The organism is Salinimicrobium aquimaris (assembly GCF_035607535.1).
Classification (GTDB): domain Bacteria; phylum Bacteroidota; class Bacteroidia; order Flavobacteriales; family Flavobacteriaceae; genus Salinimicrobium.
This window is the reverse complement of sequence record NZ_JAYDZX010000012.1, coordinates 1-22,021: the sequence shown is the minus strand read 5'-3', so window position 1 is coordinate 22,021 and position 22,021 is coordinate 1. Positions and strand designations below refer to the sequence as shown.

22 protein-coding genes are annotated in these 22,021 nt (G+C 41.7%); 10 read left to right on the top strand and 12 right to left on the bottom strand.

The features are described from left to right. Positions 1 to 38: 38 nt before the first annotated feature. The gene (locus VR862_RS11685; RefSeq protein ID WP_324721157.1) at positions 39 to 680 is read right to left on the bottom strand and encodes an NUDIX hydrolase; all 642 of its coding nucleotides are present in this window, start codon (positions 678 to 680) and stop codon (positions 39 to 41) included. Here VR862_RS11685 and VR862_RS11680 point away from each other — a divergent pair. Then, positions 679 to 1,422: a peptidylprolyl isomerase gene (locus VR862_RS11680; RefSeq protein WP_324721156.1), complete on the top strand. Its 744-nt coding sequence runs from the start codon at positions 679 to 681 to the stop codon at positions 1,420 to 1,422. The two genes, VR862_RS11685 and VR862_RS11680, sit on opposite strands and share 2 nt — an antisense overlap. Here VR862_RS11680 and VR862_RS11675 read toward each other — a convergent pair whose 3' ends face one another. Further along, positions 1,423 to 2,136 (bottom strand): RDD family protein, encoded by a 714-nt coding sequence (locus tag VR862_RS11675; protein ID WP_324721155.1) that lies wholly within the window; start codon positions 2,134 to 2,136, stop codon positions 1,423 to 1,425. 34 nt (positions 2,137 to 2,170) lie between these two features. Between VR862_RS11675 and VR862_RS11670 the strand changes: the two genes are divergently transcribed. From VR862_RS11670 to VR862_RS11645, 6 genes are read left to right on the top strand one after another with little or no spacing between them, the layout of a single operon-like run. Next, positions 2,171 to 3,142, top strand: a complete 972-nt coding sequence (locus tag VR862_RS11670; RefSeq protein WP_324721154.1) for a stage II sporulation protein M — start codon at positions 2,171 to 2,173, stop codon at positions 3,140 to 3,142. Next, positions 3,126 to 3,989 carry a YciC family protein gene (locus VR862_RS11665; protein WP_324721153.1) on the top strand — a complete coding sequence of 288 codons (864 nt, stop codon included), beginning with the start codon at positions 3,126 to 3,128 and terminating at the stop codon, positions 3,987 to 3,989. The genes VR862_RS11670 and VR862_RS11665 overlap by 17 nt, the downstream gene beginning before the upstream one ends. Before the next feature lie 2 nt (positions 3,990 to 3,991). Continuing rightward, positions 3,992 to 4,738, top strand: coding sequence for a DUF4129 domain-containing protein (locus VR862_RS11660; RefSeq protein ID WP_324721152.1), 747 nt, complete (start codon positions 3,992 to 3,994; stop codon positions 4,736 to 4,738). Further along, entirely contained in the window at positions 4,722 to 5,921 is a 1,200-nt protein-coding gene (locus VR862_RS11655) for a DUF4350 domain-containing protein (protein WP_324721151.1), read from the top strand. The genes VR862_RS11660 and VR862_RS11655 overlap by 17 nt, the downstream gene beginning before the upstream one ends. Beyond that, positions 5,922 to 6,920 carry an AAA family ATPase gene (locus VR862_RS11650; RefSeq protein ID WP_324721150.1) on the top strand — a complete coding sequence of 333 codons (999 nt, stop codon included), beginning with the start codon at positions 5,922 to 5,924 and terminating at the stop codon, positions 6,918 to 6,920. A gap of 4 nt (positions 6,921 to 6,924) precedes the next feature. Next, positions 6,925 to 8,253: a DUF58 domain-containing protein gene (locus VR862_RS11645; RefSeq protein ID WP_324721318.1), complete on the top strand. Its 1,329-nt coding sequence runs from the start codon at positions 6,925 to 6,927 to the stop codon at positions 8,251 to 8,253. Between the two features lie 271 nt (positions 8,254 to 8,524). Here VR862_RS11645 and VR862_RS11640 read toward each other — a convergent pair whose 3' ends face one another. Genes VR862_RS11640 through VR862_RS11605 form a run of 8 tightly spaced genes read right to left on the bottom strand, consistent with a single transcriptional unit; the run spans position 8,525 to position 15,519 of the window. Further along, a complete protein-coding gene (locus VR862_RS11640) occupies positions 8,525 to 9,835 on the bottom strand; it encodes a cryptochrome/photolyase family protein (RefSeq protein ID WP_324721149.1) in 1,311 nt (436 codons plus the stop codon). Continuing rightward, positions 9,820 to 10,584, bottom strand: a complete 765-nt coding sequence (locus tag VR862_RS11635; protein ID WP_324721148.1) for a TspO-related membrane protein — start codon at positions 10,582 to 10,584, stop codon at positions 9,820 to 9,822. Before VR862_RS11635 ends, VR862_RS11640 begins: the two co-directional genes overlap by 16 nt. Then, positions 10,581 to 11,303 (bottom strand): lycopene cyclase domain-containing protein, encoded by a 723-nt coding sequence (locus VR862_RS11630; protein WP_324721147.1) that lies wholly within the window; start codon positions 11,301 to 11,303, stop codon positions 10,581 to 10,583. The genes VR862_RS11635 and VR862_RS11630 overlap by 4 nt, the downstream gene beginning before the upstream one ends. After that, a complete protein-coding gene (locus VR862_RS11625; protein WP_324721146.1) occupies positions 11,303 to 11,770 on the bottom strand; it encodes a sterol desaturase family protein in 468 nt (155 codons plus the stop codon). The genes VR862_RS11630 and VR862_RS11625 overlap by 1 nt, the downstream gene beginning before the upstream one ends. A gap of 43 nt (positions 11,771 to 11,813) precedes the next feature. Next, positions 11,814 to 12,308 carry a hypothetical protein gene (locus tag VR862_RS11620; RefSeq protein ID WP_324721145.1) on the bottom strand — a complete coding sequence of 165 codons (495 nt, stop codon included), beginning with the start codon at positions 12,306 to 12,308 and terminating at the stop codon, positions 11,814 to 11,816. After that, complete coding sequence (locus tag VR862_RS11615) at positions 12,305 to 13,141, bottom strand: phytoene/squalene synthase family protein (protein ID WP_324721144.1); 837 nt, start codon at positions 13,139 to 13,141, stop codon at positions 12,305 to 12,307. The genes VR862_RS11620 and VR862_RS11615 overlap by 4 nt, the downstream gene beginning before the upstream one ends. Continuing rightward, positions 13,125 to 14,621, bottom strand: coding sequence for a bifunctional phytoene desaturase/3,4-desaturase (gene crtID / locus VR862_RS11610; protein WP_324721143.1), 1,497 nt, complete (start codon positions 14,619 to 14,621; stop codon positions 13,125 to 13,127). Before crtID ends, VR862_RS11615 begins: the two co-directional genes overlap by 17 nt. A gap of 1 nt (position 14,622) precedes the next feature. Beyond that, positions 14,623 to 15,519 carry a MerR family transcriptional regulator gene (locus VR862_RS11605; RefSeq protein WP_324721142.1) on the bottom strand — a complete coding sequence of 299 codons (897 nt, stop codon included), beginning with the start codon at positions 15,517 to 15,519 and terminating at the stop codon, positions 14,623 to 14,625. Between the two features lie 195 nt (positions 15,520 to 15,714). Between VR862_RS11605 and VR862_RS11600 the strand changes: the two genes are divergently transcribed. Genes VR862_RS11600 through VR862_RS11590 form a run of 3 tightly spaced genes read left to right on the top strand, consistent with a single transcriptional unit; the run spans position 15,715 to position 19,132 of the window. Beyond that, positions 15,715 to 15,936, top strand: coding sequence for a DUF6095 family protein (locus VR862_RS11600; protein ID WP_324721141.1), 222 nt, complete (start codon positions 15,715 to 15,717; stop codon positions 15,934 to 15,936). 32 nt (positions 15,937 to 15,968) lie between these two features. Further along, on the top strand, positions 15,969 to 18,332 hold the full coding sequence (locus VR862_RS11595; protein WP_416384499.1) for a TonB-dependent receptor: 2,364 nt from the start codon (positions 15,969 to 15,971) through the stop codon (positions 18,330 to 18,332). A 2-nt stretch (positions 18,333 to 18,334) separates the two neighbouring features. Beyond that, entirely contained in the window at positions 18,335 to 19,132 is a 798-nt protein-coding gene (locus tag VR862_RS11590) for a DUF4249 domain-containing protein (RefSeq protein WP_324721140.1), read from the top strand. An 81-nt stretch (positions 19,133 to 19,213) separates the two neighbouring features. On the opposite strand, the gene VR862_RS11585 is transcribed toward VR862_RS11590, so the two are convergent. After that, positions 19,214 to 20,089, bottom strand: coding sequence for a creatininase family protein (locus VR862_RS11585; RefSeq protein ID WP_324721139.1), 876 nt, complete (start codon positions 20,087 to 20,089; stop codon positions 19,214 to 19,216). Positions 20,090 to 20,172: 83 nt separating this feature from the next. After that, positions 20,173 to 21,675 carry a TolB family protein gene (locus tag VR862_RS11580; protein WP_324721138.1) on the bottom strand — a complete coding sequence of 501 codons (1,503 nt, stop codon included), beginning with the start codon at positions 21,673 to 21,675 and terminating at the stop codon, positions 20,173 to 20,175. Positions 21,676 to 22,021 lie beyond the last annotated feature (346 nt).

The window sequence follows — 22,021 nt, the reverse complement described above, 5'->3', positions numbered from 1 at the left end:
TACATTTTACAGAAAGAACAAAGATACTTATTTAAAACTTACAGCAGCTGCCTTAGGATTTCTTTCATTTCACTCAACATCATTGCAGTAGCTCCCCAAACCACATGGCCATTCAACAAAAAAGCCGGGACTTCGATCTCTTTTGCATAAGAAGTACTAAGGGTTTCCTGGATCAAGCAGGAGTCACTCATAAAATCTTCCAGCCTTATCTCCAGTACCGCCTCCACTTCTTCTTCCTGTGGAACCAAAACCGGAGTTTTTTTGGTAATTCCCATAAAAGGATGCACCCAAAAATTACTGGGAGGAATATAGAGCCTGGACATTTCCCTCACAATTTCAACTTCATGTTGTGGAATCCCCACCTCCTCTTCAGTTTCCCGTAGGGCTGTGTGTGCGAGATCCCTGTCTTCGGCCTCTACCCTGCCTCCGGGAAAACCCACCTGATTGGAATGAACTCCCTTGTAAGTTTTTCTAAGGATCAGCACGAACTTTGTCTCTCCTTTTGGACCCGGATAAAACACAGAAAGTACAGCCGCCTGCTTAGGATTCTGTCTATCGATATTCAGATTTTCCAGTTCCTTCATTCTCAACATAGGAGCCAATTTAAAGTGCGCCTCTTCCCCCGGAAGCGTAATTTTCCTTAAATTCGGACTTAATTTGAGAAAATCCTGAAAATCCATGAGATCTAAATTTTTCCTGATTTTATTAGTGACCACAGCCGTTCTCGCAAGTTGTGAAGATAAGCAATCTTCCACACAAAACGAGGTGGAAAGCATGTTAGAAGAACCCGTACAACCCGATTCCGCAAGTGTTGATAATACCATAGTTGAAGAAGTGGTCGAGGCTGAAGAAGAGCAGGAAGAACGCGAAGGACCACTTCTGGTGCAGGAAGAATTGATCCCTTTCCTTTTGGAGTATGGTAAAAACCATGATGAGAACAGGGTTCGCATCAAGACCCGCTTTGGTAATATTGACGTCGAACTCTTTAGAGATACTCCCCTACACAGGGCAAATTTCCTGTATATGGTGAACCAGGATTATTATGACGGCACCTTCTTTCACCGCGTAGCCGACGGTTTTGTGATCCAGGGAGGAAATTCAGATAACCCCGACACCAACCAAAAAAGACATCATATTGGCGATTTCCTTATCCCCAGTGAATTTGATGCCGGCCACCCTCATGTGCGCGGTGCTTTGGCAGCCGCAAAATACGCTGAGCAAAATATAAGTAAGGCTTCTTCTCCATATGAATTCTATATAGTGCAGGATCCCGATGGCGCACCACATCTAAATAACGACCATACAGTTTTTGGGAGGGTGATCTCGGGTATGGATGTGGTAGATAAGATCAACAAAGTTCCTACAGATCAAAGTGAGTGGCCATTGACAAACATTCACATTGAAATGGAAGTGCTGGATTGATCACTGTCTCGTATAGTAACTGTAATCTTTGAGAACCGTCTTTAGAAATTGAACGGGAGTTTCCTGCGGACTTACCTGAAGTAAAGCTGAAACCTTGTTAGAAAGTTTTCCTATGACCTTGAAATTTGAATTTCTAAGGGAAGCGCGGTAGATCTCTTTGATTTCCTGCACATCATTATCAGAAAGCATGGTAACCTGGGGATAGACCGGGCGATAATCATCGGGAATATTTACCAGTAAAGTATTATCTAATCCTGTTCTTACCCTTTCAGAAATTACAGTTGTACCCGCTGCCAGGTCTCCGAGTCTCTGACCTCTGCCATTCATTAGGATAGTTACTACAGCCACACTTCCACTGGTTAGGGTAATATCTACCAGTCTAAGCAGCCAACGTACCAGGAAATTTGAAAATGCCGGTTTAGAACCATCCAGCTTTACCACCCTAAGGTACAAAGCAGCTTTTCCGGGGGTTTGGCCGTTCCACAGACTTTCCCAAATGAGGTAATACAGCAGCAAGGGCAGTAAAATAACAGACATAAACAGCCATTCCTGACCGGAATTTCCCTCCAGCCCCCCCATTAGCAAGGCTGCGAGTATGATATAGGCGAGCATAATGAGTCCGTCTATAAGAAACGCCAGGATGCGCTCTCCTACCCCGGCAGCATTTTGAGTAATACTGATATTTTGGGCAGTTTCAATTTGAAAATTATCCATTTAATATGTTTCTTTGAGAACAAACTAGCAAAGAATGCGCGAGGCTGCTTTTGTAAAGCAAAATAAGGATAAATGGCAAAGATTTGAAAGCGCCCTGCAAAATAATGCACTTCTTTCTCCGGGTGAGCTATCTGCCCTGTATCTTGAGGTGACAGATCATCTTAGCTACGCCCAGACCTTTTATCCAAAGAGCAATACCCTGCATTACCTTAATAGCCTGGCTTCCCGGGCCCATCAAAAGATCTACCGCAACAAAAAGGAGCCACGAAACAGGTTTATCACTTTTTTCACTGAAGAATTTCCAAGGGAATTTTTCCAGTACCAAAAGCAATTGCTACTGGCTTTTCTGGTATTCGCCCTATTTGTTGCCGCAGGTACTTTTTCCGCAGCAAGTGACGGAGCATTTGTGCGTTCTATTCTTGGCGACGCCTATGTCAACATGACTTTGGACAATATTGCAAACGACGATCCCATGGCGGTCTATAAGAAAATGGGAGAGATGGAGATGTTTCTGGGAATCACCATTAATAACGTGAGAGTGGCGCTTATGGCCTTTGTTTTTGGAATTTTTGGCGGTTTGGGAACCCTGTTCATTATCATGCAGAATGCGATCATGCTCGGTTCCTTTCAGTATTTTTTCTATGAGAAAGGCTTGTTGTGGGAGTCGGTAAGAACTATCTGGATCCATGGAACCATCGAGATCTCGGTGATCATTGTTGCTGCGTGCGCAGGCCTGGTGGTAGGCAAAGGGATTCTTTTCCCCGGCACCTTTACACGACTCACCTCCTTTGTTCGGGGAGTAAAAGCCGGGTTAAAGATCGTGATCAGCACCGTGCCGTTTTTTATAATTGCAGGATTTCTCGAAGGTTTTGTCACCCGGCACACAGAAATGCCCGACTGGCTGGCGATCCTTATCATCACCGCTTCCCTAGGAATCATATTATTTTACTACGTTTTTTATCCAATCATTTTACACAGACAACAGCTAAATGTCCCAACCAATTGAATTCCGAAAGCAGCGCGAGCTGGGAGATATCATAACCGATACCTTTAAATTTCTAAGACAAAATTTTAAACCCCTTTTTAAAGACATCTTCAAGATCACAGGTCCGGTTTTCGTAATCCTTATTTTTGCGATTGGCTACTATTCCTATCTGGGAATGGACTTTACATCCAATCCTTTTTTTAATGACACGTCCGAACAGAATATTGATATGTTCTTCATCGCCGTATTCATTCTTTTCTCTTCCCTTGTCGCATTTTATGTTCTACTTTACAATACGGTACTTCACTATATAAAGAGCTATATCGGGAATGCGGGAGTGGTAGACCATACAGAAGTTTTCCGCGGCGTAAAGAACGACTTTGGCAAAATGCTGGGTCTCATGCTGCTTGTTGGAATAATAACTGTTTTTGGATTGTTGCTCTGTGTCCTGCCGGGAACTTATGTATGGGTGCCTCTGTCTCTGGCACCGGCAATGATGATCTTTGCCCGCACCTCTGTAGCAGATTCTATAAGCTATGTTTTCAATCTTGTAAAAGACAACTGGTGGATGACCTTTTTCACACTTTTCGTAATCACACTGCTGGTATACATTATCGGCATGATCTTCCAGTTTCCATTAATGATCTACTTTTTTATAAAAGCAATAACAGTATCACATGAAGGCAGTGTGGCAAATCCTGCCGATCTTATCGACTGGGTTTACGTCTTTTTCAACACCGTTTCTTCCGTTTTCCAATATCTGCTTTCTGTGATAGGAGTTGTGGCTTCGGCCTTTATTTACTACCACCTGGATGAAAAGAAGAATGCCACAGGCACCTATGAACGCATCTCAAATCTGGGGTCTTAAAAATGATAAAATTCTTCCTCTTTTTTGTACTTGGTATCAGTCTTACGGTTTCTGCCGGGGAACTGAATTTCCCTTTACAAACTGCGGAAGAAGAATTGACACCACTTGATTTTTCTGAAGAGACCATTGAGCGTTTCAAAGAAGATCCAGATTATGATTATTCCGAAGCTAAAGCCGAAGATCACTGGTGGGCACAGTTCAAGCGCTACATAAGGCTACAGTGGCAGCGTTTTCTCGATTGGATGTTTGGTGACTACGAAGCTCCTCTCCTGCTTGCCATTTTTCTTGATGTTTTGCCATACCTGCTGCTGGGATTGTTGCTGGCTTTCACTCTCTATCTCTTCGGAAAAATCAACCCCGGAAATTACATTTTTGGAACCCCGGATAGCGGAGAGATTCATTTTACGGAAGAAGAAAAGATCATAAAGACCAGGGATATTAAAAAACTGATAGAAAAAGCCGTAGCATCTGAAAATTACCGGCTGGCCGTTCGGTATCATTTTCTTTATCTACTTCAGCAGCTATCTCAGAATGAGATCGTGGTATATGATCCTGCCAAGACCGATGAGGAGTATGTACTGGAGATTAAGGATCCGAAACTTCAGGGTATTTTCAAAAAGATAAGCCGCATCTATGACTATGTTTGGTATGGAGATTTTGCTCCCAATGCTACCGATTATCAGAAGATCAAAAATGAATTTGGCAAATCCGAAAATTTAATTCAGCCGCAGCATGAGCAAAGCCTATAAGATCACACTCGCGCTGCTGGTACTGCTGCTGGCCTTTCTCACCTGGGTGGAGGCAAATGAACCGCAGGAGATCAACTGGAGCCCCAGCTATTCTGCTTTGGATAAAATTCCCCTTGGCACCCGGGTCCTTTTTGAGAACCTGAAGGAACAGGACCTGGAGTTACAGGAAGTCCACAAGCCGCCATTTGAATTTTTACAGGATACTACCCTTACCGGAACTTATTTTTTTCTCAACAATTATCTGACAATAGACAACAATGAGCTGAAAAAAATTTTTGCCTGGGTAGCCAAAGGAAATACTGCTTTTTTTATCGCCGAAAACTTTAGTGAAAACCTGCTCGACACCCTGGATCTTAAGATGGAAACTCTGGCTCCCAAACACGGCATTTCTTCAAAGCCCTTGTTGAACCTAAGTGATCCAAAACTGGCGAGTTCTGAGCCGTACCTCTTTGACAAAGAAACTTACCAGAACGTTTTTACCTTCCCCGATTCTCTTCCCAAAAAAGTGCTGGGGGTAACCCGTCTTCAGCAGGATTCCGCTAAAATAAATGCTCCCAAAATCAATTTTTTGAGAGATACTGTTGGAAAGGGAATGGTATACCTGCATTCTACTCCAAAAGCTTTCAGCAATTATTTTCTGTTGCAGGAAAATAATGCAGAGTACGCCGAAAAAGTGCTTGCTTATCTCCCTGCTCAAAAAACGCTTTTTTGGGACCAGCATTACAAGACAGGAAAAACTTTTCACACCTCTCCCCTGTTCGTGATCCTGAACAGTAAACCTCTAAAATGGGCGTATTACTTCGTGATCATTGGCAGTGTACTGTTTATTATATTTGAAGGTAAACGCAAGCAAAGAAGTATTCCTGTGGTAGAGCCATTGCGGAATCAAACTCTTGACTTTACGCGTACGATTGCCGGATTGTATCTGGACAGGAAAGACTATAAAGGCATTGCATCCAAAAAGATTGCTTTATTTTTGGATTATGTGCGATCCCATTACCGCATCTCTACACAAGAACCAGATCAAAATTTCTATGATCGACTTGCAGGGATGAGCGACAACGATAAGGAAGAGGTGGAGAGTTTATGGCAGCTCATGGAACGAATTAAAAAACAGGACTCGGTAACAAAAGAGGAACTGTTAGATTTAAACAGGGCCATTTCGGCTTTTAAAAAGAAGTAAATGGAAAACGAAGAAACAAGGAACGAAGAGATCACTTTTGAGAACCGTATTCCTCTTGAGGAACTTAAGTCGGCTGTGGAAAGTTTAAAGTCTCAGCTTTCAGAAATAATAATTGGACAGCAAAGATTTATAGATCTTTTGATCATTGGTTTGTTGGCCGATGGGCATGTGCTAATTGAAGGGGTGCCGGGGGTTGCCAAAACGATCACTGCCAAGCTTTTTGCCAAAACCCTGAAGACCGGCTTTAGCCGAATTCAATTCACCCCAGATCTTATGCCGAGTGACGTGCTGGGAACTTCGGTGCTCAACGCAAAGACTTCCGATTTTGAGTTCAAGCCGGGTCCTATCTTCTCCAATATCGTTTTGATCGATGAGATCAACAGAGCTCCTGCAAAAACCCAGGCTGCACTTTTTGAGGTCATGGAAGAACGGCAAATCACCATTGATGGAAAACGCCACAGCATGCCTCCTCCTTTTATGGTCATTGCAACCCAAAATCCTATTGAGCAGGAAGGAACCTATGCCCTTCCCGAAGCTCAGCTGGACCGATTCCTGTTTAAAATAAAGGTGGATTATCCAGGGATGGACGAAGAGGTGAAGATCCTACAGACGCATCATGACAGGCAAGGAGTAGCACCTCAAAATAAAATCCAGGCTGTTCTGGATCCTGAAAAACTAAAAGTTCTGAGAGCTCAGATCCAGGGAATCAGGATCGAAAAGAAATTGCTTACCTACATCGCCGAAATTGTGACCAGGACCAGGAACCATCCGCATTTGTACCTGGGGGCATCTCCACGGGCCTCTATTGCGGTGATGAATGCTTCAAAAGCAGTTGCCGCTGTTGAAGGCCGGGATTTTGTAATTCCCGAAGACATTAAGAAAGTATTGGAACCAGTGCTGGGTCACCGAATCATCCTTTCTCCCGAACGTGAGATGGAAGGCAGTACCACATCCAGCGTTATTGATATGATCACAAATTCTGTAGAAATTCCAAGATAAATTGATCAAGTTCCTTAAGTCATTGTACCTGCACCAGCGCTTCTTTGTGATCGTTTTCACCCTGGCAGCAGGATTCCTGTTTTCGTACTGGTTTAAATGGCTCTACCCGGTTCTCTGGATCATAACGCTGTTTTTTTTCCTCATAACATTAGCCGACATTTTGGCACTCTTTAAATCCTCCGGAATAACTGCGGAAAGGATCCTGCCCGAGAAATTTTCCAATAGTGACGAAAATCCTGTAGAAGTTTTACTGCGGAATAACTACAGTTTTAAAACCCGGATCGAAGTTATAGATGAGATCCCAATACAGTTCCAAAAAAGGGATTTTTCACGCCTGTTAAAAATTCCGGCGAGATCTTCTTCGGCTTTCGATTATTCCCTGCGGCCGGTGGAACGTGGAGAATATTACTTCGGAAATCTCAATGTCTTTGCTTCTACACCACTGCAGTTAGTGAGACGCCGAAAGAAATTTGGAAAGGAGCAAATGGTAAAAGTCTATCCGTCTTTTATCCAGATGAAAAAATATGATTTCATGGCTATAGATCGAAAGATCTCTCAGCCGGGGCTCAAGAAGATCAGGAAGATTGGGCACACAATGGAGTTCGAGCAGATCAAGGACTATGTATTAGGTGATGATGTGCGCAGCATCAACTGGAAAGCTACTGCCAAGCAGGGAGACCTCATGGTAAATCAATACCAGGACGAACGGTCACAGCCGGTATATTCTGTCATTGATATGGGAAGGACGATGAAGATGCCTTTTAATGGTTTGAAGTTGCTGGACTATGCGATCAACAGCTCTCTCGCATTTTCCAATATAGCCCTTAAAAAGAAAGACAAAGCAGGCCTTGTAACATTCTCCAATAAAATGGAAAAGATGCTGCCTGCAAGTTCAAAAAAGGCACATTTGAACCTTATTTTGGAGTCCCTTTATAATGTCGACACCAGGTTTAGAGATTCAGATTTTGGACTTTTGTACACTCATGTGAATCGCCGGCTGCCGCAGCGGAGTCTTTTACTTCTTTACACCAACTTTGAGCATTTGAGTGCGCTACACCGGCAACTGCCTTATCTGCTTGCCCTTGCAAAAAAACACCTGCTCGTGGTTATCTTCTTTGAAAACACCGAGTTGGAAGATCTAATTTCAGCAAAGGCTGAAAAAGCTTCGGAGGTCTTTGATCAAACTATCGCTGAACAATTCAGCTATGACAAGAGATTAATGGCAAAAGAACTTCAGAAGTACGGCATTCAAACCATCCTCACCCGCCCCGAAGAGCTCACGGTCAACACCATCAACAAATACCTGGAGATCAAGAAAAGAGGAATTCTTTAATGTCTTTAGTCGTTAGACGGTAGTTGATTCAGGAACTAAACTATTATGGGCACCTAAAGATCATTTTCAAATTTTATATTGTCAATGAGACGTTTTGGAATTTGGTGCTTGTAAACTAGTGCTTTAAATGTTATCATCCCGACGAAGGAGGAATCCATCTTCAGTTAAAATCCTGCCCTCTTAAAGATTCTTCGCTTCACAAAAGCTAGCTCTTAATGACAAAGGAATCTTAACTTCCGGTGTATTCATTTTTGGAATTTGGTGCTTTAATTTAATTGAGCGCCTTTTTATAAATTTCCAGTGCTCTTGCCCTACCAAACTTATGGTCAACAATAGGTTCCAAATAACCTGCTCGAAAGTCTTTTATCCAGGTCTTTACATATTCCAGCTTTGGATCAAATTTTTTAAGCTGAGATTCAGGATTGAAGATCCTGAAATATGGTGCCGAATCACATCCCGTACCGGCAGCCCACTGCCAATTGCCGTTATTGGAAGCAAGTTCATAATCCAGAAGTTTCTGGGCGAAATAGGCTTCACCCCACCGCCAGTCAATCAAGAGATGTTTACATAAAAATCCGGCAACAAGCATTCGTACCCTGTTGTGCATCCAGCCTGTCTCATTAAGTTGGCGCATTCCGGCATCAACCAGAGGATATCCCGTCTCTCCCCTGCACCACAACTCAAATTCCTTTTCGTTATTCCGCCATTCTATTCGATCATACTTTCTACGGAAATTCTCATGCTCCACATGCGGAAAATGGTACAGGATCATCATAAAAAATTCCCTCCAGATCAATTCATTCAGCCAGGTTTCATTTTGCTTAAGTGCCTGCTTCACCAGCCGCCGAACACTTACAGTTCCAAATCTAAGGTGAATTCCGGCCCTGCTGGTGCCTTCGGTGTAAGGGAAATCTCTGTTCTTATGATACTGTTTGATCAGCCCTTCAGAAAGATTGACGTCAGGAACCTGTGGATCTACTTCTTCAAAACCTATATCCTTCAGGGAAGGAACAGGTTTTTTTGGCATTTTTAAGAGGTTAGAAAGATGATCTTCCGAAGGAAACTCAGGAACAGATTCTTTTTGCAGTCTTTCCTTCCACTTTTTCGAATAAGGCGTAAAAACGGTGTAAGGGGTCCCATCGGGTTTCATTACCTCCGCCTTCTCGAACATTACCTGGTCCTTAAAAGTGTAAAATCTCACCTCATTGGCTTCCAAAAGCTCCTGTACTTCTTTGTCCCTTCTCCTGGCATAGGGTTCGTAGTCATGGTTGGTAAACACCTGTTTAACAGGATACTCAAAAATGAGCTTTTCAAATGCCTTTTTTGGAAGATCATGTAACACGAGGAGTGATGCACCAAATTCAGAAAGTTGAGCGTTCAACTTTTCCAATTGAGCGTGAATGAAAGCAACACGACGATCTTTTTCATCCGGAAGGGAACTGAGAATGTCCCGATCAAAAATAAAAATAACCTGCACCGGGAGTCCGCTCTTAAGGGCATGATAGAGAGCAGCGTTATCAAAGAGGCGTAGATCCCTGCGCAGCCAAAAAATAGCTATGTCTTGTTCTATAGCTTTCTCCATGGCGAATAATGTCGGTTTTTGTAACCATGCATCCCGCTGCTAATGACCAATACGGCCGCTGCAGCAATGGCAGTGTAATAGATGACATTGACATCTTCTTTATTGGCAATGCCCACTGCTATTATACCCCAGGCTCCTACCAAAGCAAATTCCCTCATGTTGCGGGTCCAGGTAATCGTGACATTTATGATACCTGCAACAATGATCATGATAATGGTCCAGGTAACTTCTGAAATACCAAATCCATTCCAGTCTATGGAGGTGAGAAAAGCTGCAACATTTGCAATCAAGGCAACGCTTATCCAACCCGAATAGAAGGAGAATGGCCACCAGAAAAAAGCGATGACCGGAAGCGGTTCATCATCGAGTTCCATTCTTGTCCTGAACACAATTATCAAAAGTGAAATCAGCAGAAGGCTCATAATAATTACGGATGTATCAATATAATGGAATAACCAGGCGAAGATCCAACTCATATTCAACAAACAGCTTATAACAAACCACCAGCCTATTTTCGGAACAAGTTTTTTTCCCCGAACACTTATTGCCTGGAAAATAACAAAGACTGCCAGTCCCAGATAGATCAAACCCCAAATAGAAAATGCATAACCTGCAGGAGTAAAAAGATTGTTATACTCCGCAGAAACTGATGCCATAGTCTCTCCATTAATAAAACCGGTATTGGCAATATAATTTAGGGCAACCATGGCTATAAAAGCAACAATATTGGCAATCTGCAGGGTTTTCATAATGCTGTGGTTTTAAGATTGGACGCCGCAAAAGCTTTCTTCCGGTTAAGGAGATATTTATAGATCAACAGGTTCATGAGGATCAACTCGGCTCCGTAAAAAGCATCCTCAACCGGGATTGTCCCTATTCTGAAATTCATAAATTCTTCAGAATTGTACCATACTACCTGTTCTTCTATCCAGCTTCCGGTGAGAATTCCATTGACGATAAAAAATGGAATGAGTAGGATGGCGTAGATCACATAGAAGCGGGTGAGCCAGTTTACCTTCAGCACAAATTCCGCAAATAAAAGAAGGAGAGCGAAACTTAGGAAAGTAGTGGCTGTATAGGATCTTGAGAAAAAAATGATACCAAAGACGAGCAGGAAAATTAATAGGAGAAGGCTAATAATTTTCTGCATTTTTGGACCTCCTATTTTTCCCATGAACAGGTCAAGACAATGAAAGGTAAAAACACAGGCGTAGGGAATACAAAAGAAGAACAGAACTTCTTCTACAGGCAGGTTTCCTATTTCTATTCCTGTGAGGTAGCGGTCATTGAATCCCCAAACCCCAAGATGAGTGAAAAGCATATCCCAAAGGACGAAAACAAGTCCTGTAAAGAATACTGCAGGAAAGAATGAACTCCAGGTCTTGTGAAACTGCAGCTTTGGGTGAAAAGAAAATACAAAGGGAATAAGGATGGTAAAGAAGTTGACCAGCAGGTAAGTGTATTGCATCAGGCTGTTTTTCTTTGGTCTCTAAAGTACTTCATCGGCACCCAAAGCATCCCAAAACACTCCCCGTCTTCCTTTCCAATATGTTTATGATGCATTTTATGTGCTCTGCGTATAGCCTTAAAGTAGGAGTTATCGGCTTTACGGAGTATCTTAAATCGCTGGTGAATGAAGATGTCATGCACAAAAAAGTAAGCAGTTCCATAAAGAGTTATTCCCAGGCCTATCCAAAAAAGGAAATTATAGCCGGCTTCCATTCCTAAATATAAACACACGATCCCCGGAATGGCAAAAATGAGGAAGAAGAAATCGTTGTGCTCAAAAAATCCTTTGGATTCTTTCTTGTGATGATCCTTGTGAAGGGACCACAACCATCCATGCATGATGTATTTATGGGTGAACCATGCAACTCCTTCCATGGCAAAAAAAGCCGCCAGAACTATAAGTAAATTTATTGCTACTGTTTCCATAATACATTTTTAGGTTCAGTCTAATTTACTGAATTTCAATTTTTTATTCCAATCTTTCTTTTTCGGCGGAAGTAAGGCTATTAGAGTTCTTTAGGTAATTGAGGATCATCTTATGAAGTTCACGATCTTCAATTTGGCCGACACCTTTTAAAAGAAGTGCCTTATCTTCCTGCAGGTTTTCACGGTAGCCTAAGAAGCCCGGAGCCTCGGCCTGCACGGCAAAACGAAGAAATCTTAGTTCCAGGTTCTGCTTATCGGCCTCTATAGCCCTGCTCAAATAATCTTTGCCTTTGTTGAAATGGGACATCTTCTTAAATGGATTCCCCACATGCTTCGCCATCATCATGTGACCTGCAGCTTTGTAACCCAGCAACACCGGCTCATCGGAATTCTTCTGTTCCGTCAGGACAAGTAGTTCCCTGGCCGCCTTCTCTTTCTCGGCAGCCTGTCCGTAAAGAGTCCGGACCTTTTCCAGCTGCGGATTTTGTGCAGTCATAAAAGCAGTACCTATAAAAAAGAAGATCAAAAATCTTATCAAACCAGTCTCATTTTACATTCTACAAGGCTATTGATCATTAGGCCAACCTTGCGACCGTTATTGATCCTTATCCTTCCCGAAAGTATTCTTTTTGCCGGTAATCTCTTTATTTTTTTAAATAAAGATTGATAGTAAACATAGGCCAAATATACACCTCCCTTTGAAGAAGTCGGCAACATTTTGATCCCCTGCAGGGCTACCTCAAAATCTTCTTCAATTTCTTTCTCAATCTGTTTCTTTGCTTCAGGCGAAAAATTTTCCATATCGACACCCGGGAAGTAGGTCCTGCCCAGTACATGATAATCATCTTTAAGATCCCTCAAAAAGTTCACTTTTTGAAAGGCAGCCCCCAGCTTCATTGCATAGGGTTTCAATTCTTCAAATAATTTTTTGTCACCTTCAGTAAAAACATGGAGACACATCAACCCCACTACCTCGGCAGATCCTAAAATGTACTGCTGGTATTTTTCATCTGTATAATCTACTTTTTGAAGATCCATTTCCATACTCTTCAAAAATGTATCAATAAGTTTTATGTCAATATCATACTCGTGCACCACTTCCTGAAAGGAATTGAGTATGGGATTTGCAGATATTTTCTGATCAAGGGCTTCATAAGTGTCTGCCCAGAATTTCTTAAGCAAATACTCCTGATCAAAACCTTCAAAACTGTCTACGATCTCATCGGCAACCCTCACAAATCCATAAATAGAATAGATAGGATCCCGCAGCCTGTCGTGCAAAAAGTAAATCCCCAGTGAAAAACTGGTGCTATAGGAGCGTGTAGTGAGCCGGCTTACCTGTACCGACAGATCATCAAACAGTGACTTCATACTTCTTCTTTTTTAATTCTTTAATTACTTGTTCTGCCGAGATCTTTCCTGAGATAAGGGAGGGAGGTACTCCCGGACCCGGAACTGTGAGCTGCCCCGCATAGAACAGATTTTTTAATTTCTTATTCCTGATCTTTGGCTTGAGCACTGCAGTTTGTTGCAGTGTATTTGCCAGGCCGTATGCATTTCCTTTATAAGAGTTGTAATCTGTAATGAAATCGGAGACACAATAGCTTTTCTTATAATCGACCTTACCTGAAATACTACGCCCTATCTGTTTTTCGATGCGACCCATCATGATCTGGAAAAATTTTTCCCTTACAGCCTCATCATCTTCCAATCCCGGTGCTAAAGGCATGAGCAGGAATAGGTTTTCGTGACCTTCGGGAGCAACAGAGTCATCTGTCCTGGATGGACAACAAACGTAGAAAAGTGGTTTTTCGGGCCATTTTGGATCTTTATATATCTCTACTGAATGTTCAAAAAGATCTTCGTCAAAGAATAATGTATGGTGTTCCAGTTCGGGAATCCTTTCGGAAATTCCGAGGTAATAGATCAAACAGGATGGGGCAAAGGTTTTATTTTCCCAGTACTTCTCACCGTAGTTCTGAAATTTTTTCGGAAGCAGCTTTTCCTCCACATGTTGATAATCGGCTGCAGCAATTACAGCATCGAATTCGATTTCTTCCCCGTGAATTTTGAGTGCCTTAACCTCTTTGTCGCCGGTGATTATCCTTTCCACCGGCGCATCTAAATGAATTTGTACTCCCTGTGCTTTTGCCACCTTGACCATTGCTTTGATCACACTTCCAAAACCACCCTGGGGATACCAGGTACCCAATTTTAATCCCGCATAGTTCATAAGGCTGTAAAGTGCAGGAGTATCCTGCGGCATAGCACCCAGGAATAAAACGGGGAATTCCATAAGAGAAATTAGCCGGGGATCGGAAAAATATTTGCGTACGTGCTTGCTAAAGGAAGAGAATACCTGCAGACGCAATGCTCCTTTAATGAGATTTAAATCTACAAATTCGGTAAGGGAAATCCCGGGCATATAAACCAGTCTTTCCATTCCCTCCTCGTATTTGTACTGTGCCTCATCCATGAATTTATCAAGTTTAGCAGCACTTCCGGGTTCTATATTTTCGAAAACCTCTCGTAAGCTCTCATAATTTTCGGGTACGCTTAGCTTTTCATTTTTTGGAAAAACAACATCAAAAGAAGGATCAAGAAGATCGAGTTGATAAAGATCCTCCACTCTATATCCAAAATCTCCAAAGAACTTTTCGAAAACTTCGGGCATCCAATACCAGCTTGGGCCCATGTCATAGGTATAACCATTCGATGTAGTAAACTGCCGTGCCCTGCCACCCGCAATGCTGTTCTTTTCAAAGATGTGTACCTCATGACCCGCATCGCCGAGATAAGCTGCTGCACTTAATCCAGAAAAACCTGCTCCTATAATTGCTATTTTTGACATCTTAGGCGACCTTATTTGAATTCAGTTCCTTATCAAGATCTTCTACCGACCTTAACTGCACAATTTTTTTTCTTCCCTTTATCATTTCACTGTCCAAACCACCGCCTGCAATAAATACTCTACGTTCCCCTGCCAGCTCCTGTATTTGATCAAGATATTCCTGAGCTTTTTCCGGGAGATCGCGATGGACCATAAAAAGCAATAGGTTACTAATTGAAACATCTTCAAGGGTATGTATCACAGAAGATAAAGGCACATTGGGGCCTAAATAGATCACATTTTTGCCCCGACTTCTCAAAAAATAATTTGAGAATAGCAGACCTAATTCATGAAATTCATCTTCGGGCAAAAAGAGTAACCAGTTTTCTTCAGCATTAGAAATTGGCGGAAGGGAGTCAATGGCCGTAAACATTTTCTGCTTCAAAAGATTAGAAATATAATGTTCTTGTGAAGGGGGAATATTATTTATTGACCACATAAGGCCAATCCTATCCAATAAGGGATAGATAATTTCTACATAAGTTCTCTGTAGGCCAAACCGGAGGAGACAATGTGAAAAGGTTTTTTCAAAATTGCCTTCATCATAACTCATCCCACCGGCAATAAGTTGATTGATGAAGTAATCATAGTCATTTTTTAAACCTGCATCCTTTTCGTATTCTGCCCTCATTTTAAATAGCTCCTCATCACTCATGGAGCATAGGCGGGAAATTTTATTTCCCGTTCCCGACAAACTTACAATGTTAAGCAGGCGCCGCAGTTGCGAGCCGTCATAATAACGGGTATTACCTTCAGACCGGTGCGGGTTTAAGGCGTTGTATCGCTGTTCCCATATACGTATAGTATGTGGTTTGATACCGGAAAACTGAGATAGCTGACTGATGGAGAATTGATCCATGTTTAAATAATTTAACCCAAAATTAAACATTATTTTCTTTGATAAGTGTTAATTTCAGATTAATATTATCTCTGAGTTTTTTTACACCCATCTTAAAGCGGGATACCGGTGTTCTAAATATAAGAAAATAAGGTTTTTAAGAGAGGAATGGGTACTTGGGAAAATTTTTCACCGGAATAAGTATCTTTGAAGGATATGAAACACACGAATAAAGGTCTCCTGCTAAAGGGACTCAAATTTTTGGCCGGTGCATTACCTCTTTCGTTTATAGGGCCGGTGGTGCTTTTTAGTTCCTTTAAAAACCAGGATCACGCCTGGTTCATTCCTATCCTTATTTTTGCGCTGCTGGCTATGGCCGCAGCCATATATCTTATGTTCAAGGGCATAAATACGGTAATGAAAGCGCTCTTTGATTAGGTGTCAAAAATGGCATCTTAAAACCCTTACTTTTGAAAAAAATCATTCTCTTCTGCATTTTACTGTCCTTTGTTAAACTAGAGGCACAAGAAAGTTTTGTAATAAACGGAATCATTAAGGATGCACAGAATAATGAAACCTTACTGGGAGTAAATATTATATTTCCGGAACTACAGACAGGAACAGTGACCAATGAGTATGGCTTTTATTCGGTTAAGGTGCCGGCAGGTAGCCACAGAATGGAAGTTTCGTACCTGGGCTACGAATCAATTTCTCAGAACGTCGAGGTCCAAAAGAATCTGAATCTTGATTTTCAGCTTAATCCTGCAGCACAGGCGTTGGAAGAGGTTGTGGTGGTTGACGATAGCGAAAGATTGAACATTCGGCAGCCCGAGATGAGCGTCAATAAGCTGGAGATCTCTACAATTCAAAAGTTGCCTGTTGTTTTTGGTGAAGTAGATGTCATTAAATCTCTGCTCCTGCTGCCCGGGGTTTCCAATGCCGGAGAAGCTTCCTCGGGATTTAACGTTCGTGGTGGCGCGGCCGATCAAAATTTGATCCTTCTGGACGAAGCAACAATTTATAATGCAAGTCATCTTTTTGGATTATTCTCGGTCTTTAATCCCGATGCCATTAAAAACCTGAAACTTTATAAAGGAGGAATTCCTGCCAATTACGGCGGGAGGGTTTCCTCTGTCCTGGATATATACCAAAAGGATGGAAACAGTCGGGAATTTGAAGCCAACGGCGGAATTGGCCTTATTTCCAGCCGACTTCTGGCTCAGGGGCCGATTTCAAAGGGCAAAAGTTCATTTTTAATTGGAGGCCGAAGTTCCTATGCTCATCTCTTTTTAAAGTTAACCGACAACGAAAATTCGGCGTATTTCTACGATCTCAATACCAAACTAACTTTCCGGCTCGACTCCAGGAACACTCTTCTTTTTTCCGGATATTTTGGCCGGGACGTGTTCAGGATCACCGAAAGCTTCAATAATGTCTATGGAAATTCAGTTTTCAACCTGCGGTGGAATAATGTTCTAAAGGAGAACATCTTTAGTAATATGTCTGTCATCTACAGTGATTATTACTATGGACTTACTTTAGATTTTGTAGGCTTTAACTGGAACAGCGGTATCAAAAATGTCAATTTTAAGTACGATCTTGATCACTACCTCAATAGAAAACTGAACCTCGATTACGGTCTTCATACCACCTGGCATGAGTTTAACCCGGGAGAGATAGAACCAAATTCAGATTCTTCAGGAATTATTCCGGGGCAGCTCATTAAGAAATTTGCTTTGGAATCGGCTATATATGTTTCCCTAGAACATTCACTATCCGACAAACTTTACGCAGAATACGGCATCAGGTATAGTAGTTTTCTAAGGATGGGACAGGAAGAACTCAACCTGTATTCTGAAGAACCTGTTATTTATAACCAGCGATTTGGAATCTATGAAAAGGCAGATCCTGTGGCAGTTAAAAATCTTGACAAAAGCCAGATAGAACGATCATTTGGAAACCTGGAACCAAGATTTGCCCTGGCCTATGCTTTTAATGATGATCAAAGTGTAAAGCTGAGCTATAACCGAATGACCCAGTACCTGCACCTTATTACCAACACCAGTTCTCCTACTCCACTTGACGTGTGGGCACCCAGTGGTACATATATTGAACCTCAGAAGCTGGACCAGGTTGCGATTGGCTATTACCGCAGTTTTCTTGACCAGGATTTTTCGATTGAAGTTGAAGGATATTTTAAAACATTGAGCAATAGGCTCGACTACATCGATGGTGCTAATCTTATAGCCAATGATGCCATTGAACAGGTCATCCTGACGGGAGAAGCAAGGGCTTATGGCGCAGAATTACTACTAAAGAAAAATAAAGGGAGGTTTACCGGATGGTTCGCCTATACTCTTTCGAGATCTGAACAACGTACCCCCGGAAGGACCAGCCAGGAACCCGGAATTAATAATTCCCAATGGTATGCCACCGCTTACGATAAACCACACGATCTATCTTTTACAGCATCTTATGAGCTAAACAAAAAATGGGATCTTAACGCTAATTTTGTATTTCAAACAGGATTACCAACAACATATCCAGGCGGCCAGTATAGGTTTGAAAATATGATCATTCCGGTTTACAGTGCCCGAAACAGCAACAGATTACCGGATTATCATCGATTGGACATTTCGGCTACATACACACCTTCCAAAAACAGAAAAAGCAATTATAGGTCTTCCTGGAACTTTGGGATCTACAATGTATACGCGCGGAAAAATGCAGTCTCTTTAAGCTTTAGACAGAATCAAGAAACCTCCCGGAATGAAGCAGTTCGACTTTCTCTCTTTGGAATAGTTCCATCGGTAACCTACAACTTTAAATTTTGATCATGAGGAAAATTTTATACGCCCTGGTTATTCTCACTCTCTTTTCCTGTGAGGAAGTCGTGGATGTGGAGTTGGAAACATCTGCTCCCAGGCTGGTAGTAGAAGCTTCCCTTCTATTCAATGCTGACACAGAATCGGACCTGCAAATAATCAAATTGTCGACCACAGCACCATATTTTGAAGAGGAAATTCCGGCGGTGAGTGGTGCAATGGTCAAAGTCACAACAGGGAGTGGTGAAGAATACATTTTTAAGGAGACCGGTGGAGGAATATATGAAAACAGCGAAATAGTAGCTAAACCCGATGTGAACTATCAACTGGAAATAGTTTATGAGAACGAACTATATACCGCAACTGCACAATTCACCTCCACCCCTAAGCTTCAATTTGTGGAGCAGGATTTGGGAGGTTTTTCGGGAGATGAATATGAGTTCAAGATCTTTTATGAAGATCCTGAAGAGACCGAAAATTTTTACCTTTTTCGATACCTGAATGATCAGGTCTATCTCCAGATCTACACAGACGAATTCACTAACGGAAATCAGACCTTTGCCTTCTTCAATGACGAAGATGCCAGTCCGGGAGATCTGGTGCAATTCGAGATTCAGGGAATTTCTGAAGGATTTTATGAATATCTGTTTATTTTAAGATCCCAGTCTGGTGACAATAATGGCGGACCTTTCCAGACCCAGCCCAGCATTGTACGAGGTAACATTGTCAATCAAACCAATCCGGACAATTTTCCATTTGGGTATTTCAGGCTTTCAGAAGTAAATATTTTGAATTATGAGGTGGAATAGTCTTTTCTCAAGAAATACCTCATACCTTTCCAGTTTTTTTTCAGATTGCATAGAAGTTACCTAAAGTAGAAGAATTTGAAGTTATCTGGCCCCGGAAACTTTTTCGACTTCTTCGAAATACCTTTTTTGGAGATACATGGTGGTAGTATCTTGCTTTACTGCCCGCAAACTTTCAACAATTGAGCGAACATTTTCATTTGTGATTACCTTCCCAAGTTCAGGAGTTGCTACGTTACCTTCACCTGCATAGTGAAGGGGATAATTGGCATACCACCAAATTGCAGTATAAACATTGGGGAGCTCTCCCAACCTGCCTAAATTCTCACCCGATTCAGCCGTTGCTCTTTCCAGTTTTACAAGTTCTGGTCTTAGATGCAACAAAATAGAAGTTTCATTTTCCCCTCCATGTTGATCTGTAGCAGGATCTGATTTCCTCATTTTTGATACCTGATCTCTTACAGAAGAACCCATCTCGGGTTCGTGAAAGAAAACTGCATAGCCTCTATCCTTCTCCATTTGAGTCTGAACAAAATATCTGAGTAACTGAGGATTTCCCCCATGGCCATTAATAATAAAGATCTTTTCAAAACCATTTCTTGCTATTTCGTCGCAGGTGGCCTGAAGCAAATCAAGGGTTATGTCAACAGGCAGAGAGAAGGTACCCTGGATGTGTTTAGCTTCATTCACCTGTCCATAAAAATAATCCGGAAAAATAACTGCATATTCCTTTTCAGCAGCCATTTTTGCCAGCTCTCTCACTCTTATAAGGTCAGATCCCATAGGAGCATGAGGACCATGCTTCTCTAGAATTCCAATGGGAAGTATAATAGTCTTATTTGACTTCTCAAGAGCTAAAGGCCAATCGGAAGCAGTTAATTCATCCCATCTTGCAGGTATATTCTGCGCGAATAGATTCAAATTCAAAAATACAAGTACTAACAGAACAAAAAATCTCATTATATAATTATTTAATTGTGGTTATTAAACTTGATCGAACAAATATTTAGGCTTCTGGTTGAAAAACAAATTCTGAAAAAATATCATTTGCCGGAATTGCTAACAAACGCCAGATACTTACTGTCTGGTGACCACGACGGTACGTTTATAGTGCCCTGTCCTCCATAGAGATAGGCAATTACCCGGGGTGCACCTCCCGTTGTAGGCATTATGTTCAAAGTCACTCTTTTAAACGAGGGATGGTCATTTACCGGAATAGTAGAAGGGAAAGAGATATAGGCGATCCACTTCCCATCTGGCGAAATATGCGGAAACCAATCGTTACGGGCATCGAAGGTGAGCTGCTCCTTGGCAGAACCGTCGGGTTTCATTCTCCATATTTGCATAGTTCCTGAAGCACTGCCATTATAATAAATATATTTACCATCTGGAGAATACTCGCAGCCATCAACATGCTCTCCTTCTTTTGTATTGGTCAAAGCTACTTCATCACCACCTTTAATAGACTTTTTGTAAATATTATAGCCGGAACTACCTTTCCTCATTGCCACATAAACCACCTCCTGGTTATTTGGTGCCCATCCATGCCAATAGGAAGGTCCTTCGGGGGTTACAAGCTCTGGTGTTCCTCCATCAATTGGTACAGTATACACCAGAGATCCTTTGTTCTCCACATGATGGCTGATCGCAATTATTTCGCCATTAAAGGAAATCCCGTGGTCGTTATTAAGGTTATCTGCAAATCCGGTATTAAGCTTTTGGGGCTTACCACCCTCTACGGGTATTGTAAATAAAGAACCATCCATATTGAACAAAAGTTTGTCTCCCGAGGGCATCCAGTTTGGAGCCTCAAAACGATCATCTTTTTCGTAGATCACCCTCCTCTTACCGTTATCCACATCAAGTATCTCCATTCGGCAACCAATCCAGCCTTCTTTTCCCGGATTATAATTCTCAGATACAGGTTTATCAATCCTTACATTCCAGAAGTTCGCCTGATCATAGTTGTTGTTACCATTTTGTGAATTGATAAATAGCCCCACCTTTACCGTATCCCCTAGTTCTTCCAATTTTACAGAACCAATGTCCTGCAAAGGCTCCCCCCAATGTGCAGCTCTCATAAGAATCGTCTTTCCCTTTCGTTCCAACTGAAGTACGTCATAATTATATTTGGGGGCTGAAATTTTATTACTATCGGCCTCACCAGCCTCAGGAGAATTTGACCATTGGAAATAGGTTCTTCCATTTCCGTCAACTGTAGCCTTTAATTGAATAGTATTTTTACCTGGAGACTGATTAACCATTAAACCCGCCCGGCCTTCTAAAGCCATTTTGGATTGATCAACATTAGCAGTGATAATAAAATCTCCTGCTATATCATTATAGACAGAACCTGATTGCTCCCGTTTATCCAGGCTTTTAGCACTTAGAATATAACTTTGATCCTCCGAATTATATATTGCAGATTTATAAGAAGATGCCAGGTTATTGCCCTGTCTGAAGATACCTATACTGTTTTCCTGAGTCATGGCGTTACTTGTTAGGAGTACAAGGAGTAACAATACCGAAATTTTGATTTTAAACATCTTAGAGAAAATTAGAAAGTTTAAATCTCTGCCAGTCATCAAGACGGATGAAGAGCTCTTAAAGCTACTACAATAAGTAAAACTTAACAATTTAATGTTCGTTTAAATTTAAAGAAGAACAAAGAATTTTGGCGGCAGAAGTTGAAAGAAAAACTACGGGATTCAATCCCGGGAGTTTTTGCGACCCAGGACTCTCCTGACCCCTTTGAAAAGTTTTCAAAAACGTCATTTTTGATCAAAAAAAAAACCCTTACATTGCTGTAAGGGTTTTCTATAAAAAAGGCGGCGACATACTCTCCCACAAGATAGCAGTACCATCTGCGCTAACGGGCTTAACTTCTCTGTT